The following is a 14,852-nucleotide window of genomic DNA, read 5'->3' as shown; positions in this document are numbered from 1 at the left end:
AGCCGAGGACGCGAGCCGGGCGGGGGACACGACTCGTGAGATGCGATGAGACTACCGGTGCGACCGCCCGCCGCACAGCCCCCGGCCCGGACGCGGCCCGAGCGCAGGTCAGGGGCACTTTGTCAGCCGCCGGTGCTACGCTGCCCGCATGACCCCGCAAGACCTGGCCAACCTCGCGCACCTGCGGCGGGCGCGGGATCTGATCGACCGCGAATACGCGCGGCCCCTCGACGTGCCCACCATGGCGCGCCACGCGCTCATGTCACCGGCGCACTTCTCCCGCCAGTTCCGGGCCGCCTACGGCGAGACGCCCTACAGCTACCTCATGACCCGCCGCATCGAGCGGGCCATGGCCATGCTGCGCGCCGGCGTCAGCGTGACCGACGCGTGCATGGCCGTCGGCTGTACCTCACTCGGCTCCTTCAGTTCCCGTTTCACCGAACTGCTCGGCGAGACGCCGAGCGCCTACCGCGCCCGCGAGCACAGCGCCGTGGCCGCGATGCCCCCGTGCGTGGCGCGGCTGCGCACCCGCCCCACCCGCGACGCGCCGAGCAGGATCGAAGAAGCCAAACGCGAGGCCGCCGCCTAACGTGGGCGGCATGAGCATCGCACTTCAGTACTGCCACGTCACCGTCAACGACGTCGACGAAGCCCTCGCCTTCTACCGCGACGCCCTCGCCTTCGAGGTACGCAACGACGTCGCCTCCGGCGGATTCCGCTGGGTCACCCTCGGCACCCCGGCCCAGGCCGGCACCGAGATCGTGCTGTCGGAACCCCACGCGGGCCGCTCCCAGGCCGACGGCGACGCCATCCAGGAACTGCTCACCAAGGGCGTCATGCCCATGATCGTCCTGCGCACCGACGACCTCGACAAGACCTTCGAGAACGCCCGCGCCTCCGGCGCCGAGATCCTGCAGGAGCCCATCGAACAGCCCTGGGGCCCCCGCGACTGCGCCCTGCGCGACCCGTCGGGCAACCTGGTACGCATCCAGCAGGAGCCGAAGGCGTAGGACCTACTGCGGTCCCGCCGTGCTCTGGTCGAACAGGTGGATGGGGTTACCCGAGGGGTCCAGGAACGCCGCGCTCTTACCGTCGGGCAGTTCCAAAACCTCACCCACCCACTTCAGTCCGGGATGGGCGGCGATGTAGTCGTCGACGCTGTCGACCATGAACCCGCCGCCCCTCCCCCACTCCGGCCCGTCGGTGGGCGGGATGTCGAGCATCAGCTCGACCTCCGTGCCGGGCAGGTGGAACGCCACGGTCGTCTCGCCCTCCCGCCACGACTCATCGAGCCCCAGCACGTCGCGGTAGAACGCCGCCGACTCCTGCAGATCGGTCACCGGCTGATACAGGAAGATAAGCTTCATACGCTCGAACATAATCCGTTTACGTGATCCCGTCAATCAACTACGATGGCGTGGTGCGCCCATCCATCCCGGTACCCGGCTCGGCCAAGGCACGGCTCATCGAAGCCGGACTCCACCGCTTCGAACGCGACGGCTACGACGCCGTCAACGTCACCGACCTGGCCGCCAAGGCCAGCGTCACCACCGGCGCCCTCTACCACCACTTCGGCTCCAAACTCGGCCTCTACGGCGTCATCCGCGACGACTTCGAACAACGCGTCATCGACCGCATGCACGGAGCAGCCGCCGCCGGCTCCGCCCCCGTCCGCGCGGCCCTGCTGGTCGCCTTCGACACCGCCGTCCACTTCGGCACCTGCCGCATCCTGGCCGAACAACCCCCCGAACCACGCAAGGACCCGATCACCGAACTCCTGCGCGACCTGCTGCAGAACCACCTGACCAGCGCCGCCCCCATCCTCGCCGCCGCCTGGCGCGCCGCCCTCCTCGAAGTCGCCGACGGCACCCCCGCCTCCACCGTCCGCCCCGCCCTCCACCTCATCCTCACCGACACGTAACCGCCCCTCCGTGGCTGGAAGGCGCGCCATCGGGGAAGATCGCTCATTTCGCCGGGGAGGCGCGGGTCCCCGACGTCGCCGACATGAAGAAGATCACCAACGAGGACAAGCGGCTGACGCTTTGCTCCCCCGTATCCGTAACTGGCACGACCTGATCTTCTACCGGCCCGCTCCCTGCACCCGCTACCAGCACATCGATTCCCTTGGATCTGGAGCCACGAGTGTTGTTCGCCGCGGCCCTGGCCTGATCCGCTCACGAGATGCCGCAAGCGACCGGTGGGGACGAGGACCTCCAGCGGGTGGTGCGCTTCTTGGTCGCTACACACCACGCCAGGAGGTCCAGATCCTCGACGGCAGGTCGCGAATCCCGTCCTTGCGTCCCCAACGTCCGTGGCCGGTACGCCGAGGTGAGCGGCGTAAGGAACGGATCGATGCGGCATCATCACGCTTGCCGTGGTGGTCGGCTTAGAGAGTCGAGGTCACGGGACGGCGGCCGCCAAGGTGGGCGGGAACAGAGGTGAGCGCCGCCACCACGAGCACGGTTGCCAGCACGAGGGCGATCAGCTGCCAGGGTGCGGGAAGCGTCACCTTGTCGCTGTCGCCGCCGGTGATCGTGTTGATTCCGGCGAGCAGCGCCCAGCCTCCCGGGAAGATCCCCAGGACGGCGCCGAGGAGCGTGGGCAGCACCTGCGCGGTGGCCAGGGCGGCGGTCACGTGCTGCGGGGTGGCGCCGAGGGCGCGTGTAAGCGCCGACGCATGCCGGTTGTCGAGCACCGTCGCCCAGGTGATGACGATGGCGTTGACCGCCGCCAGGGAGAGCAGGATGACCGTCCAGACAAGGAGCACGTACCGCAGCACCGCCACCTGAGCTTCGGTGTACGCACCGGTGCCTGGCTGGTCGCCGAGGAAGGCGTTGAGCACCAGCAGGACGTAGATGCCGCTGACCGTGACCGCGATGCTGACCACGCCCAGCACCACCCGTCGGGGCCGGCGGGCGGCGACCCGCAGAGCGAGCAGCAGCGGGACGGGCAGTCGCGTCGAGAGACTGATCAGCCAACCGGTGCGGCGAGGTGGGCAGGCCGCGTCGGCCAGTGCGCTGACGGTGCTGGAGCGGGCCGCGCGCACGGCCGGAACAGCGGTCGCCACGACCGCGACGCCGAGTGCCACGGCAGTCACCAGACCGATCGTGGACCAGGTCAACGACGCCGTCCCCGCGCCGCCGACGAGGCCGGCACTGGACTCGGTGAGCAACGGAGCGCTCAGCGCTCCGATCGTCAGCCCGGCCGCTGCCGCGACGACGGCCACCAGGAGGTACTCCGCGAGCAGCACGGCAGCGACCAGTCCCGGTGTGGCGCCGACTGCTTTCAGCAACCCGATACGCCTGCTCTGATCGGCCATCCGCCCGCCGACCAGCACCGAGAGACTGGCCACGGCGAGCAGGCCGAGCAGCCAGGCGCCGATCAGCAGCAGGATCTGGGAGTCTCGGGCCAGGTCGGTGGCGTCGGCGAGAATGCTCTCCCAGGTCTGCATGGGTATGGCGCCGCCGTGATCGCCGTCACCGTTCCGGTTGGCGAATGCCTGGGCTTTGTCCGGGTCGGCCAGCTTCAGGTTCATCACGTACGACCGGGAGCTTTGGTCCGAGGCGAGGCTCAGCACGTCCGCCTGGGTGAGCCAGGCCAGCCCGGGATTGTGCAGCAACCCCGCCGGCAGCTTCCGGTCGTCGGGGATGGCGCCGTTGATGCAGCCGGCCGAGACGATGCAGGACGCTCCGGGATAGGGCGGCATGGCCGCGGTGACCGCGACGCCGACGACCTTGAACGACCTACCGCCCAAGGTGACCGGGTCACCGACGCCCACATCGAGCGAGTCGGCGAAGGCGGCCTCGAGCACCACGCCTCCGTCGCTGACCCAACTGCCCTGGGTCACCTCGGGCTGATCGACCGCCGCGACAGCGGCGTCGCGCCCCATGGCCTGGACATCCGACGTCCGGCCGGACGCCTCGAGCTCACCCGCGATGACGGGGTACGGTCCGCTGTGCTCGGTGACGCCGGAGGCGGTGGCCAGTTTCCCGAGCTCCGCGAGGCCGGCCAGGTTGGCGTTGGCGACCACGTCAGGTCCGTTGGTCGCCGCCCGGGTGCTCTGGTACGGGTCGCCGGCCGTCTCGCGCAGGACGAGCCCGAGCGTCAGCGTCGTGGTGGCGGCCAGGATGGCGAGCAGCAGAAGCGCGGCCTCGGTACGGCGACGCAGGAGGTCTCGCAGGGCCAGGCGGACCACGAGGACGATGCGGCCCATGCCGGTCAGCCCTCCAGCCCGACGAGCTGCCCGGTGGTGCCGCCGATCAGGCGGCTCTCGTCCACGAGAGCGCCGTCGCGCATCGAGAACTTCCGGTCCGCGGTGTCCGCGATCCGCGCGTCGTGGGTGACGATGACCAGCGTCTGCCCGGACTCGTGCAGGTCCTCGAAGAGCTGGAGGACGTCCAGGGTGGCGGCGCTGTCCAGGTTTCCTGTCGGTTCGTCAGCGAGGACGACCAGCGGCTCGTTGCTCAGCGCCCGGGCGAGCGCGACCCGCTGCCGCTGGCCGCCGGAGAGCGCGGAGGGCAGGAACCGCGCCCGGCCGGCGAGTCCGAGCTGATCCAGCAGCTCCTCCGCGCGCCGCCGTGCGACGCGCGGCGAGCGTCCGGCCAGCAGCGCCGCCAGCTCGACGTTTTCCACGGCGGTGAGCTCCTCCATCAGGTGGAAGGACTGGAAGACGTAGCTGACGTCGGTCCGCCGCATCCCGGCCAGGGTCTTCTCGCTGATGTTGTCGATGCGCCGGCTGTTCAGCCACACCTCTCCGGCCGAGGGCCGATCCAGCCCGCCGAGCAGGTGCAGCAGCGTCGACTTTCCGCAGCCGCTCGGTCCCATGATCGCCACCGTCTCTCCCACGCTGACGTCGAGATCGACGCCGTCAACAGCGCGCACCAGTCCTTCCCCTTTGCCGTGCTCCTTCCGTAGCCCGCGGGCGCTCAGTACGGGCGTGCCGGCGGCATTGCTCACAATCCACTCCTTCGTTCTCCTTACAGGTCTGGAGCCGGCTCGGCCATGGCGGCGCGCTGGGTGCCGGCGATGGTGAAAGGGACGGCCGGCTCAGCCGCTGCGGCAAGCGTCAAAGAAGCGCCAGCGCCTTGGCCACACCCGGGTCGCGCCCGGTAGCCAGGTCGAGCGCGGTCATGGGAGCGGGGTGGTCGACCGGTACGCCGATCGTGTCGATGGTTTCGCGGGCGGGCCCGAGGTGCCGGACCTTGGGCAGCAGCAGGAGGCTGCCGTCATTGAGGACGTAGGCTTCGGCGGGACCGGAGACGGCTCCCGCGGTGCGGGTCCCGATCAAGGTGCCCAGTCTGTTGTCCTTGACGGCCGCGCTGAAGTCCTCGCAGGCCGAGGCGCATCCCCGGTCGGTGAGGACGAGCAGGCGCGAGCCGACCAGCGCGACGGTGTCGTCGGTCCGATTGGGCACGCAGTCGCCCTTGAGTGGGCAGAAGTAGCTGGTGACCTTGCCGTGTGCGAACGCGCCGAGCAGCCGCGTCACCTCGCGGGGCGACCCGCCGCCGTTGCCGCGCAGGTCGAGGACCACCGCCTTCGGTTTGCCCTTCAGCTTGGCGATGACCTGGTCGGCGGCGCCTTCGAAGAATCCGGGCAGCTGGACGTGGACGGCGCCGCCGGGAAGCGTCTTCGATGTCACCGCCGGGGACTGCCTCGTGATGGGCCCCTCCTTGAGGTCGACGGTGCGGGTCCGTCCCGTCGTGGGGCGCTTGAGCGTGAGCTTCACCGGGTTGGTGGCGAAGGCTTCGACGATGCTCTGGTTCACGGTGTTCCCGACGAACGCGGGCACGCCGTTGGCCTTGACGATGATGTCGCCGGGTCTGATGCCGGCCTTGGCGGCGGGGCTGCCGGGCAGGACGCCGGTGATGAACAACGGCGGCTTGGCCGCCGGGTCGAGTTGCCGGCCCTGCCGGGCTGATAGGCCCACGATGCCGGTTCCGATCTGCTCGCCTTCCGGCTGGGGAGCCGGCCTGACCGCGCGGGCGTGGTTGTCGTGCAACCCGGCGACCATCGCGGTGATCGCGGCGCGCAGCGCGGACACGTCACCGGCGCCGAGGACTTGGGCGAAGGCGGCCCAGTCGATGTCCCGGTTCCCGGTCAGGGCGGGCAGGCGGAGGTCGGCCCGATCGGCGTCGCGCCGCATCAGGTCCTGGGTATATGCGGCGAAGGCGCTCTTCAGCAATGCCTTCGGATCCATGGCCGGACCGCTGTAGTAGTTGTCCAGCACGCAGAGGTACGCCTGCCGGAGCGTGTTCACCGATGTCGGCGGCGCCGATTCCGGAGGTGGCGCGGTGGCGGTGGTACAGCGATCGCCTGAGGCGGTGGCGGGCGAGGACGCGGGTGCGGACATCGAGCAGGCCGCCACCAGGACGGCCGCGCAGAGGGCTCTGATCATGGCCGCCAGCGTGGCCTGAAGCGGGTTACACGGTCGTGAACGGATCCGTTAACGCCAAGGAAACCCCCGTTCGAGTATGAAGGTCGGGTGCGGATTCTGGTGGCCGAAGACGAACAAGACCTGGCCGATCTCGTGGCGGTGGGATTGCGCCGCCATGCCATGGCCGTGGACGTGGTGTACGACGGGTGCGCCGCGACGGAGCGATTGGCGGTGCACGACTACGACGTTCTCGTGCTGGATCGGGACCTGCCCGAGCTGCACGGCGACCTCGTGTGTCGTGAGCTGGTGGCGCGCGGGAGCCGTACGCGGATCTTGATGATGACGGCGGCGGCGTCGGTGCCAGAGCGAGTGGCAGGTTTGGGGATGGGGGCCGATGACTACCTGCCCAAGCCGTTCGACTTTGCCGAGCTGGTCGCGCGGGTGCAGGCGCTGGGACGGCGTAGCCAGTCGGCGGTACCACCGGTACTGACGCGCCACGGGATCGTGCTCGACCCCCACCGGCTGCAGGCCTCGCGGGACGGGCGGCACCTGCACCTGTCACTCAAGGAGTTCGCCGTCCTGGAGGTGCTGATGAGGGCGAACGGCACGGTCGTGAGCTCCGAACGGCTACTCGAAGAGGCCTGGGACGAGAACGCCGATCCGTTCACCACGGTGGTGCGGGTCCTGGTCAGCCGGCTACGGGTCAAGCTGGGCGACCCACCCTGCATTCAGACCGTTCCCGGTGCGGGATACCTGCTGTGACGACGATCCGGGTCCGGCTCACCCTGATCTACTCCGGACTGTTCCTGCTGACCTCGGTCGTGTTGCTGGTCACGGTCAACCTCCTGCTGCGCCAGGCACTGAAGACCCGGGTCGCCCGGCTACCCGGGGGGGCGGTGGCGCCGCAGCCGCCGGCGCCACACCTGCCCGAGCTGGTGAACGACGTGATCGGCTACCAGTGGGAGATGACCACCTTCACGGTGGGGATCTTGACACTGGTCTCGTTGGTCGTCGGATGGCTGGTCGCCGGGCGGCTCCTGCGGCCCATCCACCGGATCACCGCCACCGCGCAGCGGCTGTCCCTATCGACCCTGCACGAACGGATCGCGCTCACCGGGCCGAAGGACGAGCTGAAGGAACTGGCCGACACCTTCGACGCGATGCTCGACCGGCTCGAACGCTCCGTCGAGGGGCAGCGGCGGTTCATCGCCAACGCCTCCCACGAGTTGCGGACCCCGCTGGCCGTCCAGCGGGCGGCGATCGAAATCGGGCTCCCCGAGGACGACGGCGAGATCCGCGGCACGCTCCTGCGCCACAACCGCCGCGCGGAGAACCTCATCGACGCCCTGCTGGTCCTGGCCCAGGCGGAAAACGGTCTGGACAACAGGAGTCCGGTGGCCCTGGACCAGGCGGTACAGCTCGTCCTGGCGGAAACAGGTTCGAACGGCGTCACCGTGACGGGACGGGCAGAGCCGTTCGTCGTCGATGGGGACCCTGTCCTGCTGAACCGGCTCGTCACCAACCTCCTCGACAACGCGGTCCGCTACAACCATCCCGGCGGAACCGTTGAGGTAACGCTCTCCCGTGGAGTGTTGACGGTCCGCAACACCGGCCCGCACGTGCCTCAGAAACGTCTCGGCGATCTCTTCGAGCCCTTCCGGCGGCTGCATACGACCCCTGGGCAGGGCGCCGGGCTCGGATTGTCGATCGTCGCGGCGATCGCGAAGGCTCACGGGGCCGACGTGCGAGCCAATCCCAACCTGGGTGGCGGGCTGGAGCTCGTCGTGGTTTTCGCGGGATCCGAGGACGCATCCCCCGCAGGAAAAACAGCAGAATGACGCATGTGACACAGAACGTGAACTCGCCATCGAGTACGTGCACTGGGCCACCTTCACGGCCCGGATCCTGCCCCGCCTGCTGGCCGGCCGCACCACCGGGCCGGTGTTCCCGGCCGACTAACGCGCCCCACCTCCGGCCAACGCGCGCCACCGGCCGCCGACATCTGCCCTGTCACCGGGCGAGGCCGGCTGTCCTATCCGCGCGCCGAGTACCTGTTCAAGACCGCCTCCGCAAAGCTCGACCCGCACCGGCAAGGGTGGACATCGCACCAGCTCCGCCATTCGGCGCTCCAGCATCTCGCCCAAGCCGGCCGAACAGCGCCCGAACTGCAGGCCACGAGCCGCCACCAGCACCTGGCCAGCCTCGGCCGCTACGTACGACTCGGCGAAGAGACCTCCGCTCGCATCACCGCCGAAGCAGACCCCGCCCAACGTCGCCAAACCCGCTGAACTGCGGCTACAGCAGCCCACGGCCCCTTTCCGGCGTATCCGGCCGCCCCTCTTCCAGGCCGGACCGGGCGGCCCGGCCCCGGCCCCGGCCGGGGCACCGACGCCGATGACGGAAAAGGCCGAGCAGGCCGAGGGACAACAGACTGTGAAGGAGCATGCGTACAGCGTCGCGGTGAGCGCCGCCCCGCCACATCAGCCCACGGTCTGAACGACGTCAGCCCAAGGTCTGACCAGGAGGAAACGCCGGAGCCCAAGACAGGCGAACCCCGTCACGACGCCCGGGACGCCCCCGCCTGCCGTACATGATCGATCATGATCTTCTCGGCCAGGTCGCCGTCCGCCGCCCGCAACGCCGCCAGAATGTGCTCGTGCGCATCCAGATTGGCCCGCGCCTGCACCGGATCCAGCCACAACGACGCCGCCGCCGGAACCGGCACACTATTACGAATCGCACGGGCATGCTGCCCCAGAAAAGCAGGCCCCCCGATGTCGGCGATCGACAGATGAAACGCCCGCGACTTCTCCCCCAGCCCGGCCAGCGCACCGGCGCCCAGATCAGCGATCATCTCGGCGTGCAACGCGGACAGCCCCGCCAGAAGCTCCGGAGTGATCCGGGCGGCGGCCAGCCGCGCACCCAGCCCCTCCACCACCGCACGCACCCCATAGAACTCCTCCAGCGCGTCCGCCCCCATGTCGATGACGGTCGCGCCGTGGTGCGGCTCGTAGCTGATCAGCCGATCCTTCTCCAGACGGCGCAGCGCCTCGCGCACGGGGGTGACCGAGACACCCAGGCGCTCGGCCACCGCGGCGGCGCGCAGGGCGGTACCCCCCGGGATACGCGCGCTGCGGATGTCGTCCAGCAGGACGCTGTAGACGTAATCAGCCTTACTCATCGGCGGCGTAGGCGGCATGTCCGTGATTGTTCCGTATTTCGGAGTCGCGCGGGTTGACGTATGACTTATTTCTTATAAGTTACATCATCATGACAAGCCTGCCCGACCTCCGGGTGATCGATATGGCGACCCTGTTCGCCGGACCCTCCGCCGCCATGATGCTCGGCGACTTCGGCGCCGACGTCATCAAAATCGAACACCCCCGGCGCGGCGACCCCTCCCGCGGCCACGGCGCCGCCGTCGACGGCGTCGGCCTGTGGTGGAAGACCCTGTCACGCAACAAACGCAACGCCGCCATCGACCTGTCCCACCCCGAAGGACAGGAGATCATCCGGCAACTGGCCCACAGCGCCGACGTCCTCATCGAGAACTTCCGCCCCGGCACCCTCGAACGCTGGGAACTCGACCCCCAAGACCTCCTGACCGCCAACCCCCGGCTCATCATCGCCCGCATGACCGGATTCGGACAGTTCGGCCCCATGTCTCGCCAGCCCGGCTTCGGCACACTCGCCGAAGCCATGAGCGGCTTCGCCGCCATGACCGGCCAGCCCGACGGCCCACCCACACTCCCGCCCCTCGCCCTCGCCGACGGCATCGCCGGCCTGGCCATGTCCTACGCCATCATGGTCGCCCTCCACACCCGCCAACGCACCGGCCGCGGCCAGATCATCGACATGGCGATCATCGAACCCATCCTCGGCCTCCTCGGCCCCCAGATGAGCGCCTACAAAGCCCTCGGCGTCACACCCCGCCGCACCGGCAACCGCTCCAGCAGCAACGCCCCCCGCAACACCTACCGCACCCGCGACGGCCGCTGGCTCGCCATCTCCACCAGCGCCCAACCCGTCGCCGAACGCGTCGTCACCCTCGTCGGCCGCCCCGACCTCGTCGCCCAACCCTGGTTCGCCAGCGGAGCCGGCCGCGTCCAGCACGTCGAAGAACTCGACGACGCCGTCGCCACCTGGATCGCCGCCCGCGACGCCCACGAGGTCATCGCCGCCTTCGAAGCCGCCCAAGCCGCCATCGCCCCCATCTACGAAATCTCCGACATCGCCGAAGACCCCCAGTACGCCGCCCTCAACACCTTCGTCGACCTGCCCGACCCCGAACTCGGCACCATCACCATGCAGAACGTCATGTTCCGCATGTCCGAAACCCCCGGCGAGATCCGCTGGCCCGGCCGCCCCCTCGGCCACGACACCGACACCATCCTCACCGAACTCCACTACACCCCAGAACAGATCACCACCCTGCGCGAATCCGGAGTCATCGCATGACCGTCACCTGGCTCTACGTCCCCGGAGACCGCCCAGAACGCTTCGCCAAAGCCGCCGCCTCCGGCGCCGACGAGATCATCATCGACCTCGAAGACGCCGTCGCCCCCCACCACAAAGACCAAGCCCGCGCCAACGCCCTCCACTACCTCCACACCAACCCCGGCATCCCCACCCAGGTCCGCATCAACGACCTCACCACCCAGCGCGGCCGCGACGACCTCGCCGCCCTCACCGGCGCACCCGGCCTCACCGCCGTCCGCCTGCCCAAAGTCGAACCCACCACACCCCTGGACACCCTCGACGTCCCCGCCTGCGCCCTGCTCGAATCGGCCGCCGGCATCCTCAACGCCGCCGCCATCGCCGCCCACCCCCGCATCACCGCGCTCGCACTCGGCGAGCAGGACCTGACCGCCGAACTCTCCCTCACCTCCCCCGCCGCCCTGGACCACCTCCGCCTCCAGGTCATCCTCGCCGCCGCCGCCGCCGGCCTGCCCCCCGTCCCCATGTCGGTCTACCCCGACGTCCACGACGAACAAGGCCTCATCGCCTCCTGTACGGCAGGCCGCGCCCTCGGCATGTTCGGCCGCACCGCCATCCACCCCCGGCAAATCCCCGCCATCCGCCAAGCCTTCCGCCCCACCCCCGAGGAAACCGCCCGCGCCGCCGAAATCGTGCAAGCCGCCACAGAAGCCGGCCAGGCCGCCTTCACCCTGCCCGACGGCCGCTTCGTCGACGCTCCCGTACTCGCCAAGGCCCGCCGCATCCTCACCCTCGCCGACCGCCTCGCCGACCCCGGACCCCCACAAGACTCCTGACCCTCACAAAAACCCCCACAAGGCGACGACCGCCCGCCGCCCGCGCGCTCTCGATCACCACCATGTCCACGATGTCCCGCCGCACAGCCATCACAAGAAGTGCCCGCCGGCAAACACACGACAACCGATCTTCACATGTAATAAACCACCGCCCTCCTCACCAAGAAGGGGAAAACCAGCCACCACAGGAAGGCACCCCACGATGGCCGACAGCCCATCGCAGGATCTCCGCCAGACCATGCGAGATCCCGCCGCGTTCGAAGCCTTCTACCGAACACCGAACGAGTCAGCCGGTTCGTGGCCCGCCGCACCACCGACCCCCACACCGTCGACGACCTCACCACCGACGTCTTCCTCGCCGCCATCGACACCGCCGCCTCCTACCGCCCCGACCGAGGCAGCGAAGAGGCCTGGCTGTACGGCATCGCCCGCAACCTCCTCGCCGCCGAACACCGCAGAGCCGCCAAAGAACTCCACAAAACCGGCAGAGCAGCAGGACGCCGCCACCTCGACCCCGACGACATCACCCGCATCGAAGAACGCATCGACGCGGAACGCGCCGCCCGCCCCCTGCTCACCGCACTCGAAGGCCTGCCGGAAAGCCTGCGCGCCATCGCCGAACTCGTCGACGTCGACGGCCTGACCGTCAACGACGCCGCGGCCGCCCTGCGCATCCGCGTCGGCACCGCCAGAGTCCGCCTCCACCGCGCCCGCCGCCGCCTCGCCACCGAAGCCACCGAAGTCACCGAAGTCACCGAAGCCACCGAAGTCACCGAAGTCACCGAAGCCACCGAAGCCACCGAAGCCACCGAAGCCACCGACGCCACCCGTGCCACCGACGCCACCGGCCACGCGGAGCCCATCCTGGAAGGATCGTCATGAACGACACCCTCGCCGGCTTCGAACAGCGCCGGCTCGCCGAACTCAAGGCCCACGTCGCCACCCGCGCCGCGACCGAACGCGACAGGCGCCCACGCCGCCGCCTCGCCCTCGCCACCGCGGCGGGAGCGGCTATCGCCACCGTGGCCGCCGTCGCCACCGTGGCCACACCCGGCGGCCCCGACACCGCCTACGCCGTCACCAAGGACGCCGACGGCATCGTCCACGTGACCGTACGCGACTTCCGCGACGCCCCAGGACTCAGCAGGCAACTCGCCGGCCTGGGCGTCCCCGCGATCGTCGACTACGTCCCCGCCGGCCAGAAGTGCAGGGACGAACGCGGGACCCCGGTGACCGACATCCCGCGCGGCCTGTACTACGCGCCGACGAGCATCCCCGGTGAGCCGCAGGCCTGGCGCATGCAGATCAACACCAAACTCTTCAAACCCGGCCAGACCTTCGTCTGGACCCTGGCCGTCGCACCCGTCGACGGATACATCAGCACCAGCACCATCCTCACGCACAACCCCGTGGCCCCCTGCGTGCTGGTCCCCGACGACAGGCGCCATCGCGTGCAGTCCAATTCCCCGGCGCCGGCCACGTCGCTGAAGGGCTACCCGGCAGAGGGCAAGACCGTCGGCGAGGTACGGGCGGAGATCGTGAAGCGCGGCCTCGCCGTCACCTACCTCGTCACCGAGCCGCATCTCGCCACCGACGACCGGTTCGCCGAGTTGGAGCGCAACTTTCCCTATGACATGTACCCCAACAAACAGGACACCCCTGTCGGCGATGACTGGTTCGTCTGGAGGGCCGACGAACCGGAGCCGGGCACGATCCGCCTGGCGGTCACCCGGAAGCTCAAGGAGGACGCCGCTCGTTCCTCGTCGTAGGGTGATTCTGGATTGGAAACTATAAGTTTCATTAACCGACCGCCTTTACTTTGTAGATCAAGATCTGCGGCGAGCGTAAGCCGCCGGAGTCATGCCGACCGCCGCCGTGAAGTCGCGGGTCAGGTGCGCCTGGTCGGTGTAGCCGAGCTCGGCCGCCAGCGTGGCCAGGTCGAGGCCCTGGTAGATGCGCTCCGCCGCCTCGTGCAGCCGGAACCGGCGGATCACCCACTTCGGGCCGATCCCCACATAGTCCCGGAACAGCCGCTGCAGCGAGCGCATCGACCGGCCCGATCGGGCGGCCAGCTGCTCCACCCTGACCATGGGCACCTCGGCCTCCGCCAGAGCCACCAGCGCCGCCGCCTCCTCCGCCAGCGGATCCTCGCGCGGGCCAAGGCCCAGCAGGAACGTCTCGACCCGCGCGATCGCCGCCCGCGCCTCGGGTTCTGCCAGGACCCGCTCGGACAGGGCCACGCCCGCCTCGCCGTACATGTCGCTGATCTCCACGAAACGGCCGGTCAGCTCGGAGACGGGGCCGCCGAGGAACGTGCGGAATCCGCCGGGGCGGAAGCGGACGCCGAGCACACGTCCGCTTCCGCGCATCGTGTAGGAGAAACCGCCCTTGATCACTCCCGCGATCCGGCGGTGGTCAGGGGCGATGTTCAGGTTCACGGTGGGATGGGAGACGATGCGCTGCACGTACGGCTCGGCCAGATCCGTCCAGGTGACCACCCAGAAGTGGTCCACGAACGCCGCGAGGCCCGGCGGCGGCGCCTGCCGGGTGAAGTCGAAGGCCGCCAGCCCCGCATAAGGGTCTACCCAGCCACGCTGTCGCGTTTCTACAAGCCGCGCCTGAGACGGACGGGGCATCATCGCTGCCATGGACCACATGATGCCGCTGATGACACGTGCCGCCGAACGCACCGCCGGCGTGGTGCGCGGCGTACGGCAGGAGCAGTTCGCCGCACCCACGCCCTGCGCGAAGTTCGACGTCGAAGCCCTGATCGCCCACCTGGAGTGGGTCGCGGAACTGTTCGAGTCGCTGGGCGCCAAGGGGCCCCACGTCGAGCAGGGCCCCTACACCGGTGACTTCCCCGAGCGGGCCGAGCGCACGCTGGCCGTCTGGTCGCGGCCCGAGGCGTGGGAAGGGGACAGCGCCGCCATGGGCCTGCCGATGACCGTGCTGGGGCACATGTTCCTCGTGGACATGGTCGTCCACGGCTGGGACCTGGCCAAGGCCACCGCGCAGCCGTACGAGCCGGACCCGGAGACCGTGACGCTGTCCGTCGACTTCACCCTCCAGATGGTGGAGATGGGCCGGCAGCGCGGCGCCTTCGGACCGCCGGTGACGGTGCCGGACGACGCCCCGGCCTTCGACCGCCTGCTCGGCGTTATCGGCCGGGATCCGGCCTGGACGGCGACGTGATCGAAAGCCGCTGA

At 69.6% G+C, this 14,852-nt stretch carries 17 protein-coding genes; 11 read left to right on the top strand and 6 right to left on the bottom strand.

Features of this window, described 5'->3' with window-relative positions:
• The first annotated feature begins 148 nt into the window (after nt 1-148).
• Together ACIBKY_RS26285 and ACIBKY_RS26280 are read left to right on the top strand one after the other, a co-directional pair.
• Nucleotides 149-589, top strand: coding sequence for a helix-turn-helix transcriptional regulator (locus ACIBKY_RS26285; RefSeq protein WP_379635988.1), 441 nt, complete (start codon nt 149-151; stop codon nt 587-589).
• A gap of 10 nt (nt 590-599) precedes the next feature.
• Nucleotides 600-1,010 carry a VOC family protein gene (locus ACIBKY_RS26280; RefSeq protein ID WP_397100364.1) on the top strand — a complete coding sequence of 137 codons (411 nt, stop codon included), beginning with the start codon at nt 600-602 and terminating at the stop codon, nt 1,008-1,010.
• Nucleotides 1,011-1,013: 3 nt separating this feature from the next.
• On the opposite strand, the gene ACIBKY_RS26275 is transcribed toward ACIBKY_RS26280, so the two are convergent.
• The gene (locus ACIBKY_RS26275; RefSeq protein ID WP_397100362.1) at nt 1,014-1,367 is read right to left on the bottom strand and encodes a VOC family protein; all 354 of its coding nucleotides are present in this window, start codon (nt 1,365-1,367) and stop codon (nt 1,014-1,016) included.
• 53 nt (nt 1,368-1,420) lie between these two features.
• On the opposite strand from ACIBKY_RS26275, the gene ACIBKY_RS26270 reads away from it, so the two are divergent.
• On the top strand, nt 1,421-1,921 hold the full coding sequence (locus ACIBKY_RS26270) for a TetR family transcriptional regulator (protein WP_397100360.1): 501 nt from the start codon (nt 1,421-1,423) through the stop codon (nt 1,919-1,921).
• Between the two features lie 465 nt (nt 1,922-2,386).
• On the opposite strand, the gene ACIBKY_RS26265 is transcribed toward ACIBKY_RS26270, so the two are convergent.
• From ACIBKY_RS26265 to ACIBKY_RS26255, 3 genes are all read right to left on the bottom strand, one after another.
• Nucleotides 2,387-4,213, bottom strand: coding sequence for an FtsX-like permease family protein (locus ACIBKY_RS26265; protein ID WP_397100358.1), 1,827 nt, complete (start codon nt 4,211-4,213; stop codon nt 2,387-2,389).
• Nucleotides 4,214-4,218: 5 nt separating this feature from the next.
• The gene (locus tag ACIBKY_RS26260; protein ID WP_397100356.1) at nt 4,219-4,956 is read right to left on the bottom strand and encodes an ABC transporter ATP-binding protein; all 738 of its coding nucleotides are present in this window, start codon (nt 4,954-4,956) and stop codon (nt 4,219-4,221) included.
• A 109-nt stretch (nt 4,957-5,065) separates the two neighbouring features.
• Nucleotides 5,066-6,394, bottom strand: a complete 1,329-nt coding sequence (locus ACIBKY_RS26255; RefSeq protein ID WP_397100354.1) for a S41 family peptidase — start codon at nt 6,392-6,394, stop codon at nt 5,066-5,068.
• An 87-nt stretch (nt 6,395-6,481) separates the two neighbouring features.
• On the opposite strand from ACIBKY_RS26255, the gene ACIBKY_RS26250 reads away from it, so the two are divergent.
• Genes ACIBKY_RS26250 through ACIBKY_RS26240 form a run of 3 tightly spaced genes read left to right on the top strand, consistent with a single transcriptional unit; the run spans nt 6,482 to nt 8,661 of the window.
• Nucleotides 6,482-7,135, top strand: a complete 654-nt coding sequence (locus ACIBKY_RS26250) for a response regulator transcription factor (protein WP_397100352.1) — start codon at nt 6,482-6,484, stop codon at nt 7,133-7,135.
• Nucleotides 7,132-8,211 carry an ATP-binding protein gene (locus tag ACIBKY_RS26245; protein ID WP_397100350.1) on the top strand — a complete coding sequence of 360 codons (1,080 nt, stop codon included), beginning with the start codon at nt 7,132-7,134 and terminating at the stop codon, nt 8,209-8,211. The genes ACIBKY_RS26250 and ACIBKY_RS26245 overlap by 4 nt, the downstream gene beginning before the upstream one ends.
• 42 nt (nt 8,212-8,253) lie before the next feature.
• On the top strand, nt 8,254-8,661 hold the full coding sequence (locus ACIBKY_RS26240) for a tyrosine-type recombinase/integrase (protein WP_397100504.1): 408 nt from the start codon (nt 8,254-8,256) through the stop codon (nt 8,659-8,661).
• Nucleotides 8,662-8,930: 269 nt separating this feature from the next.
• Here the strand turns inward: ACIBKY_RS26240 and ACIBKY_RS26235 are convergent, their stop codons facing one another.
• Nucleotides 8,931-9,572, bottom strand: coding sequence for a GntR family transcriptional regulator (locus tag ACIBKY_RS26235; RefSeq protein ID WP_397100348.1), 642 nt, complete (start codon nt 9,570-9,572; stop codon nt 8,931-8,933).
• Between the two features lie 71 nt (nt 9,573-9,643).
• On the opposite strand from ACIBKY_RS26235, the gene ACIBKY_RS26230 reads away from it, so the two are divergent.
• The 4 genes from ACIBKY_RS26230 (at nt 9,644) to ACIBKY_RS26215 (ending at nt 13,415) form a co-directional block, all read left to right on the top strand.
• Nucleotides 9,644-10,831, top strand: coding sequence for a CaiB/BaiF CoA transferase family protein (locus ACIBKY_RS26230; protein ID WP_397100347.1), 1,188 nt, complete (start codon nt 9,644-9,646; stop codon nt 10,829-10,831).
• Complete coding sequence (locus ACIBKY_RS26225) at nt 10,828-11,646, top strand: HpcH/HpaI aldolase/citrate lyase family protein (protein WP_397100345.1); 819 nt, start codon at nt 10,828-10,830, stop codon at nt 11,644-11,646. Before ACIBKY_RS26230 ends, ACIBKY_RS26225 begins: the two co-directional genes overlap by 4 nt.
• A 297-nt stretch (nt 11,647-11,943) precedes the next feature.
• On the top strand, nt 11,944-12,528 hold the full coding sequence (locus ACIBKY_RS26220) for an RNA polymerase sigma factor (RefSeq protein ID WP_397100343.1): 585 nt from the start codon (nt 11,944-11,946) through the stop codon (nt 12,526-12,528).
• Nucleotides 12,525-13,415, top strand: coding sequence for a hypothetical protein (locus ACIBKY_RS26215; RefSeq protein WP_397100341.1), 891 nt, complete (start codon nt 12,525-12,527; stop codon nt 13,413-13,415). The genes ACIBKY_RS26220 and ACIBKY_RS26215 overlap by 4 nt, the downstream gene beginning before the upstream one ends.
• A gap of 57 nt (nt 13,416-13,472) precedes the next feature.
• Here the strand turns inward: ACIBKY_RS26215 and ACIBKY_RS26210 are convergent, their stop codons facing one another.
• Nucleotides 13,473-14,294, bottom strand: a complete 822-nt coding sequence (locus tag ACIBKY_RS26210) for a DUF6597 domain-containing transcriptional factor (protein WP_397100339.1) — start codon at nt 14,292-14,294, stop codon at nt 13,473-13,475.
• On the opposite strand from ACIBKY_RS26210, the gene ACIBKY_RS26205 reads away from it, so the two are divergent.
• Nucleotides 14,293-14,838, top strand: coding sequence for a TIGR03086 family metal-binding protein (locus ACIBKY_RS26205; RefSeq protein WP_397100337.1), 546 nt, complete (start codon nt 14,293-14,295; stop codon nt 14,836-14,838). The two genes, ACIBKY_RS26210 and ACIBKY_RS26205, sit on opposite strands and share 2 nt — an antisense overlap.
• Nucleotides 14,839-14,852: the final 14 nt, after the last annotated feature.

The organism is Nonomuraea sp. NPDC050394 (assembly GCF_044459065.1).
In the GTDB taxonomy this organism is placed as follows: Bacteria; Actinomycetota; Actinomycetes; order Streptosporangiales; family Streptosporangiaceae; genus Nonomuraea.
This window is presented reverse-complemented; position numbering and strand designations above follow the sequence as displayed.

Excerpts from the sequence above, each read along its gene's own strand:
- ACIBKY_RS26235 (WP_397100348.1), bottom strand. The coding sequence starts at position 9,572 with ATGCCGCCTACGCCGCCGATGAGTAAGGCTGATTACGTCTACAGCGTC.
- ACIBKY_RS26285 (WP_379635988.1), top strand. The coding sequence starts at position 149 with ATGACCCCGCAAGACCTGGCCAACCTCGCGCACCTGCGGCGGGCGCGG.
- ACIBKY_RS26230 (WP_397100347.1), top strand. The coding sequence starts at position 9,644 with ATGACAAGCCTGCCCGACCTCCGGGTGATCGATATGGCGACCCTGTTC.
- ACIBKY_RS26275 (WP_397100362.1), bottom strand. The coding sequence starts at position 1,367 with ATGAAGCTTATCTTCCTGTATCAGCCGGTGACCGATCTGCAGGAGTCG.
- ACIBKY_RS26225 (WP_397100345.1), top strand. The coding sequence starts at position 10,828 with ATGACCGTCACCTGGCTCTACGTCCCCGGAGACCGCCCAGAACGCTTC.
- ACIBKY_RS26265 (WP_397100358.1), bottom strand. The coding sequence starts at position 4,213 with ATGGGCCGCATCGTCCTCGTGGTCCGCCTGGCCCTGCGAGACCTCCTG.
- ACIBKY_RS26255 (WP_397100354.1), bottom strand. The coding sequence starts at position 6,394 with ATGATCAGAGCCCTCTGCGCGGCCGTCCTGGTGGCGGCCTGCTCGATG.
- ACIBKY_RS26215 (WP_397100341.1), top strand. The coding sequence starts at position 12,525 with ATGAACGACACCCTCGCCGGCTTCGAACAGCGCCGGCTCGCCGAACTC.
- ACIBKY_RS26280 (WP_397100364.1), top strand. The coding sequence starts at position 600 with ATGAGCATCGCACTTCAGTACTGCCACGTCACCGTCAACGACGTCGAC.
- ACIBKY_RS26210 (WP_397100339.1), bottom strand. The coding sequence starts at position 14,294 with ATGGCAGCGATGATGCCCCGTCCGTCTCAGGCGCGGCTTGTAGAAACG.
- ACIBKY_RS26205 (WP_397100337.1), top strand. The coding sequence starts at position 14,293 with ATGGACCACATGATGCCGCTGATGACACGTGCCGCCGAACGCACCGCC.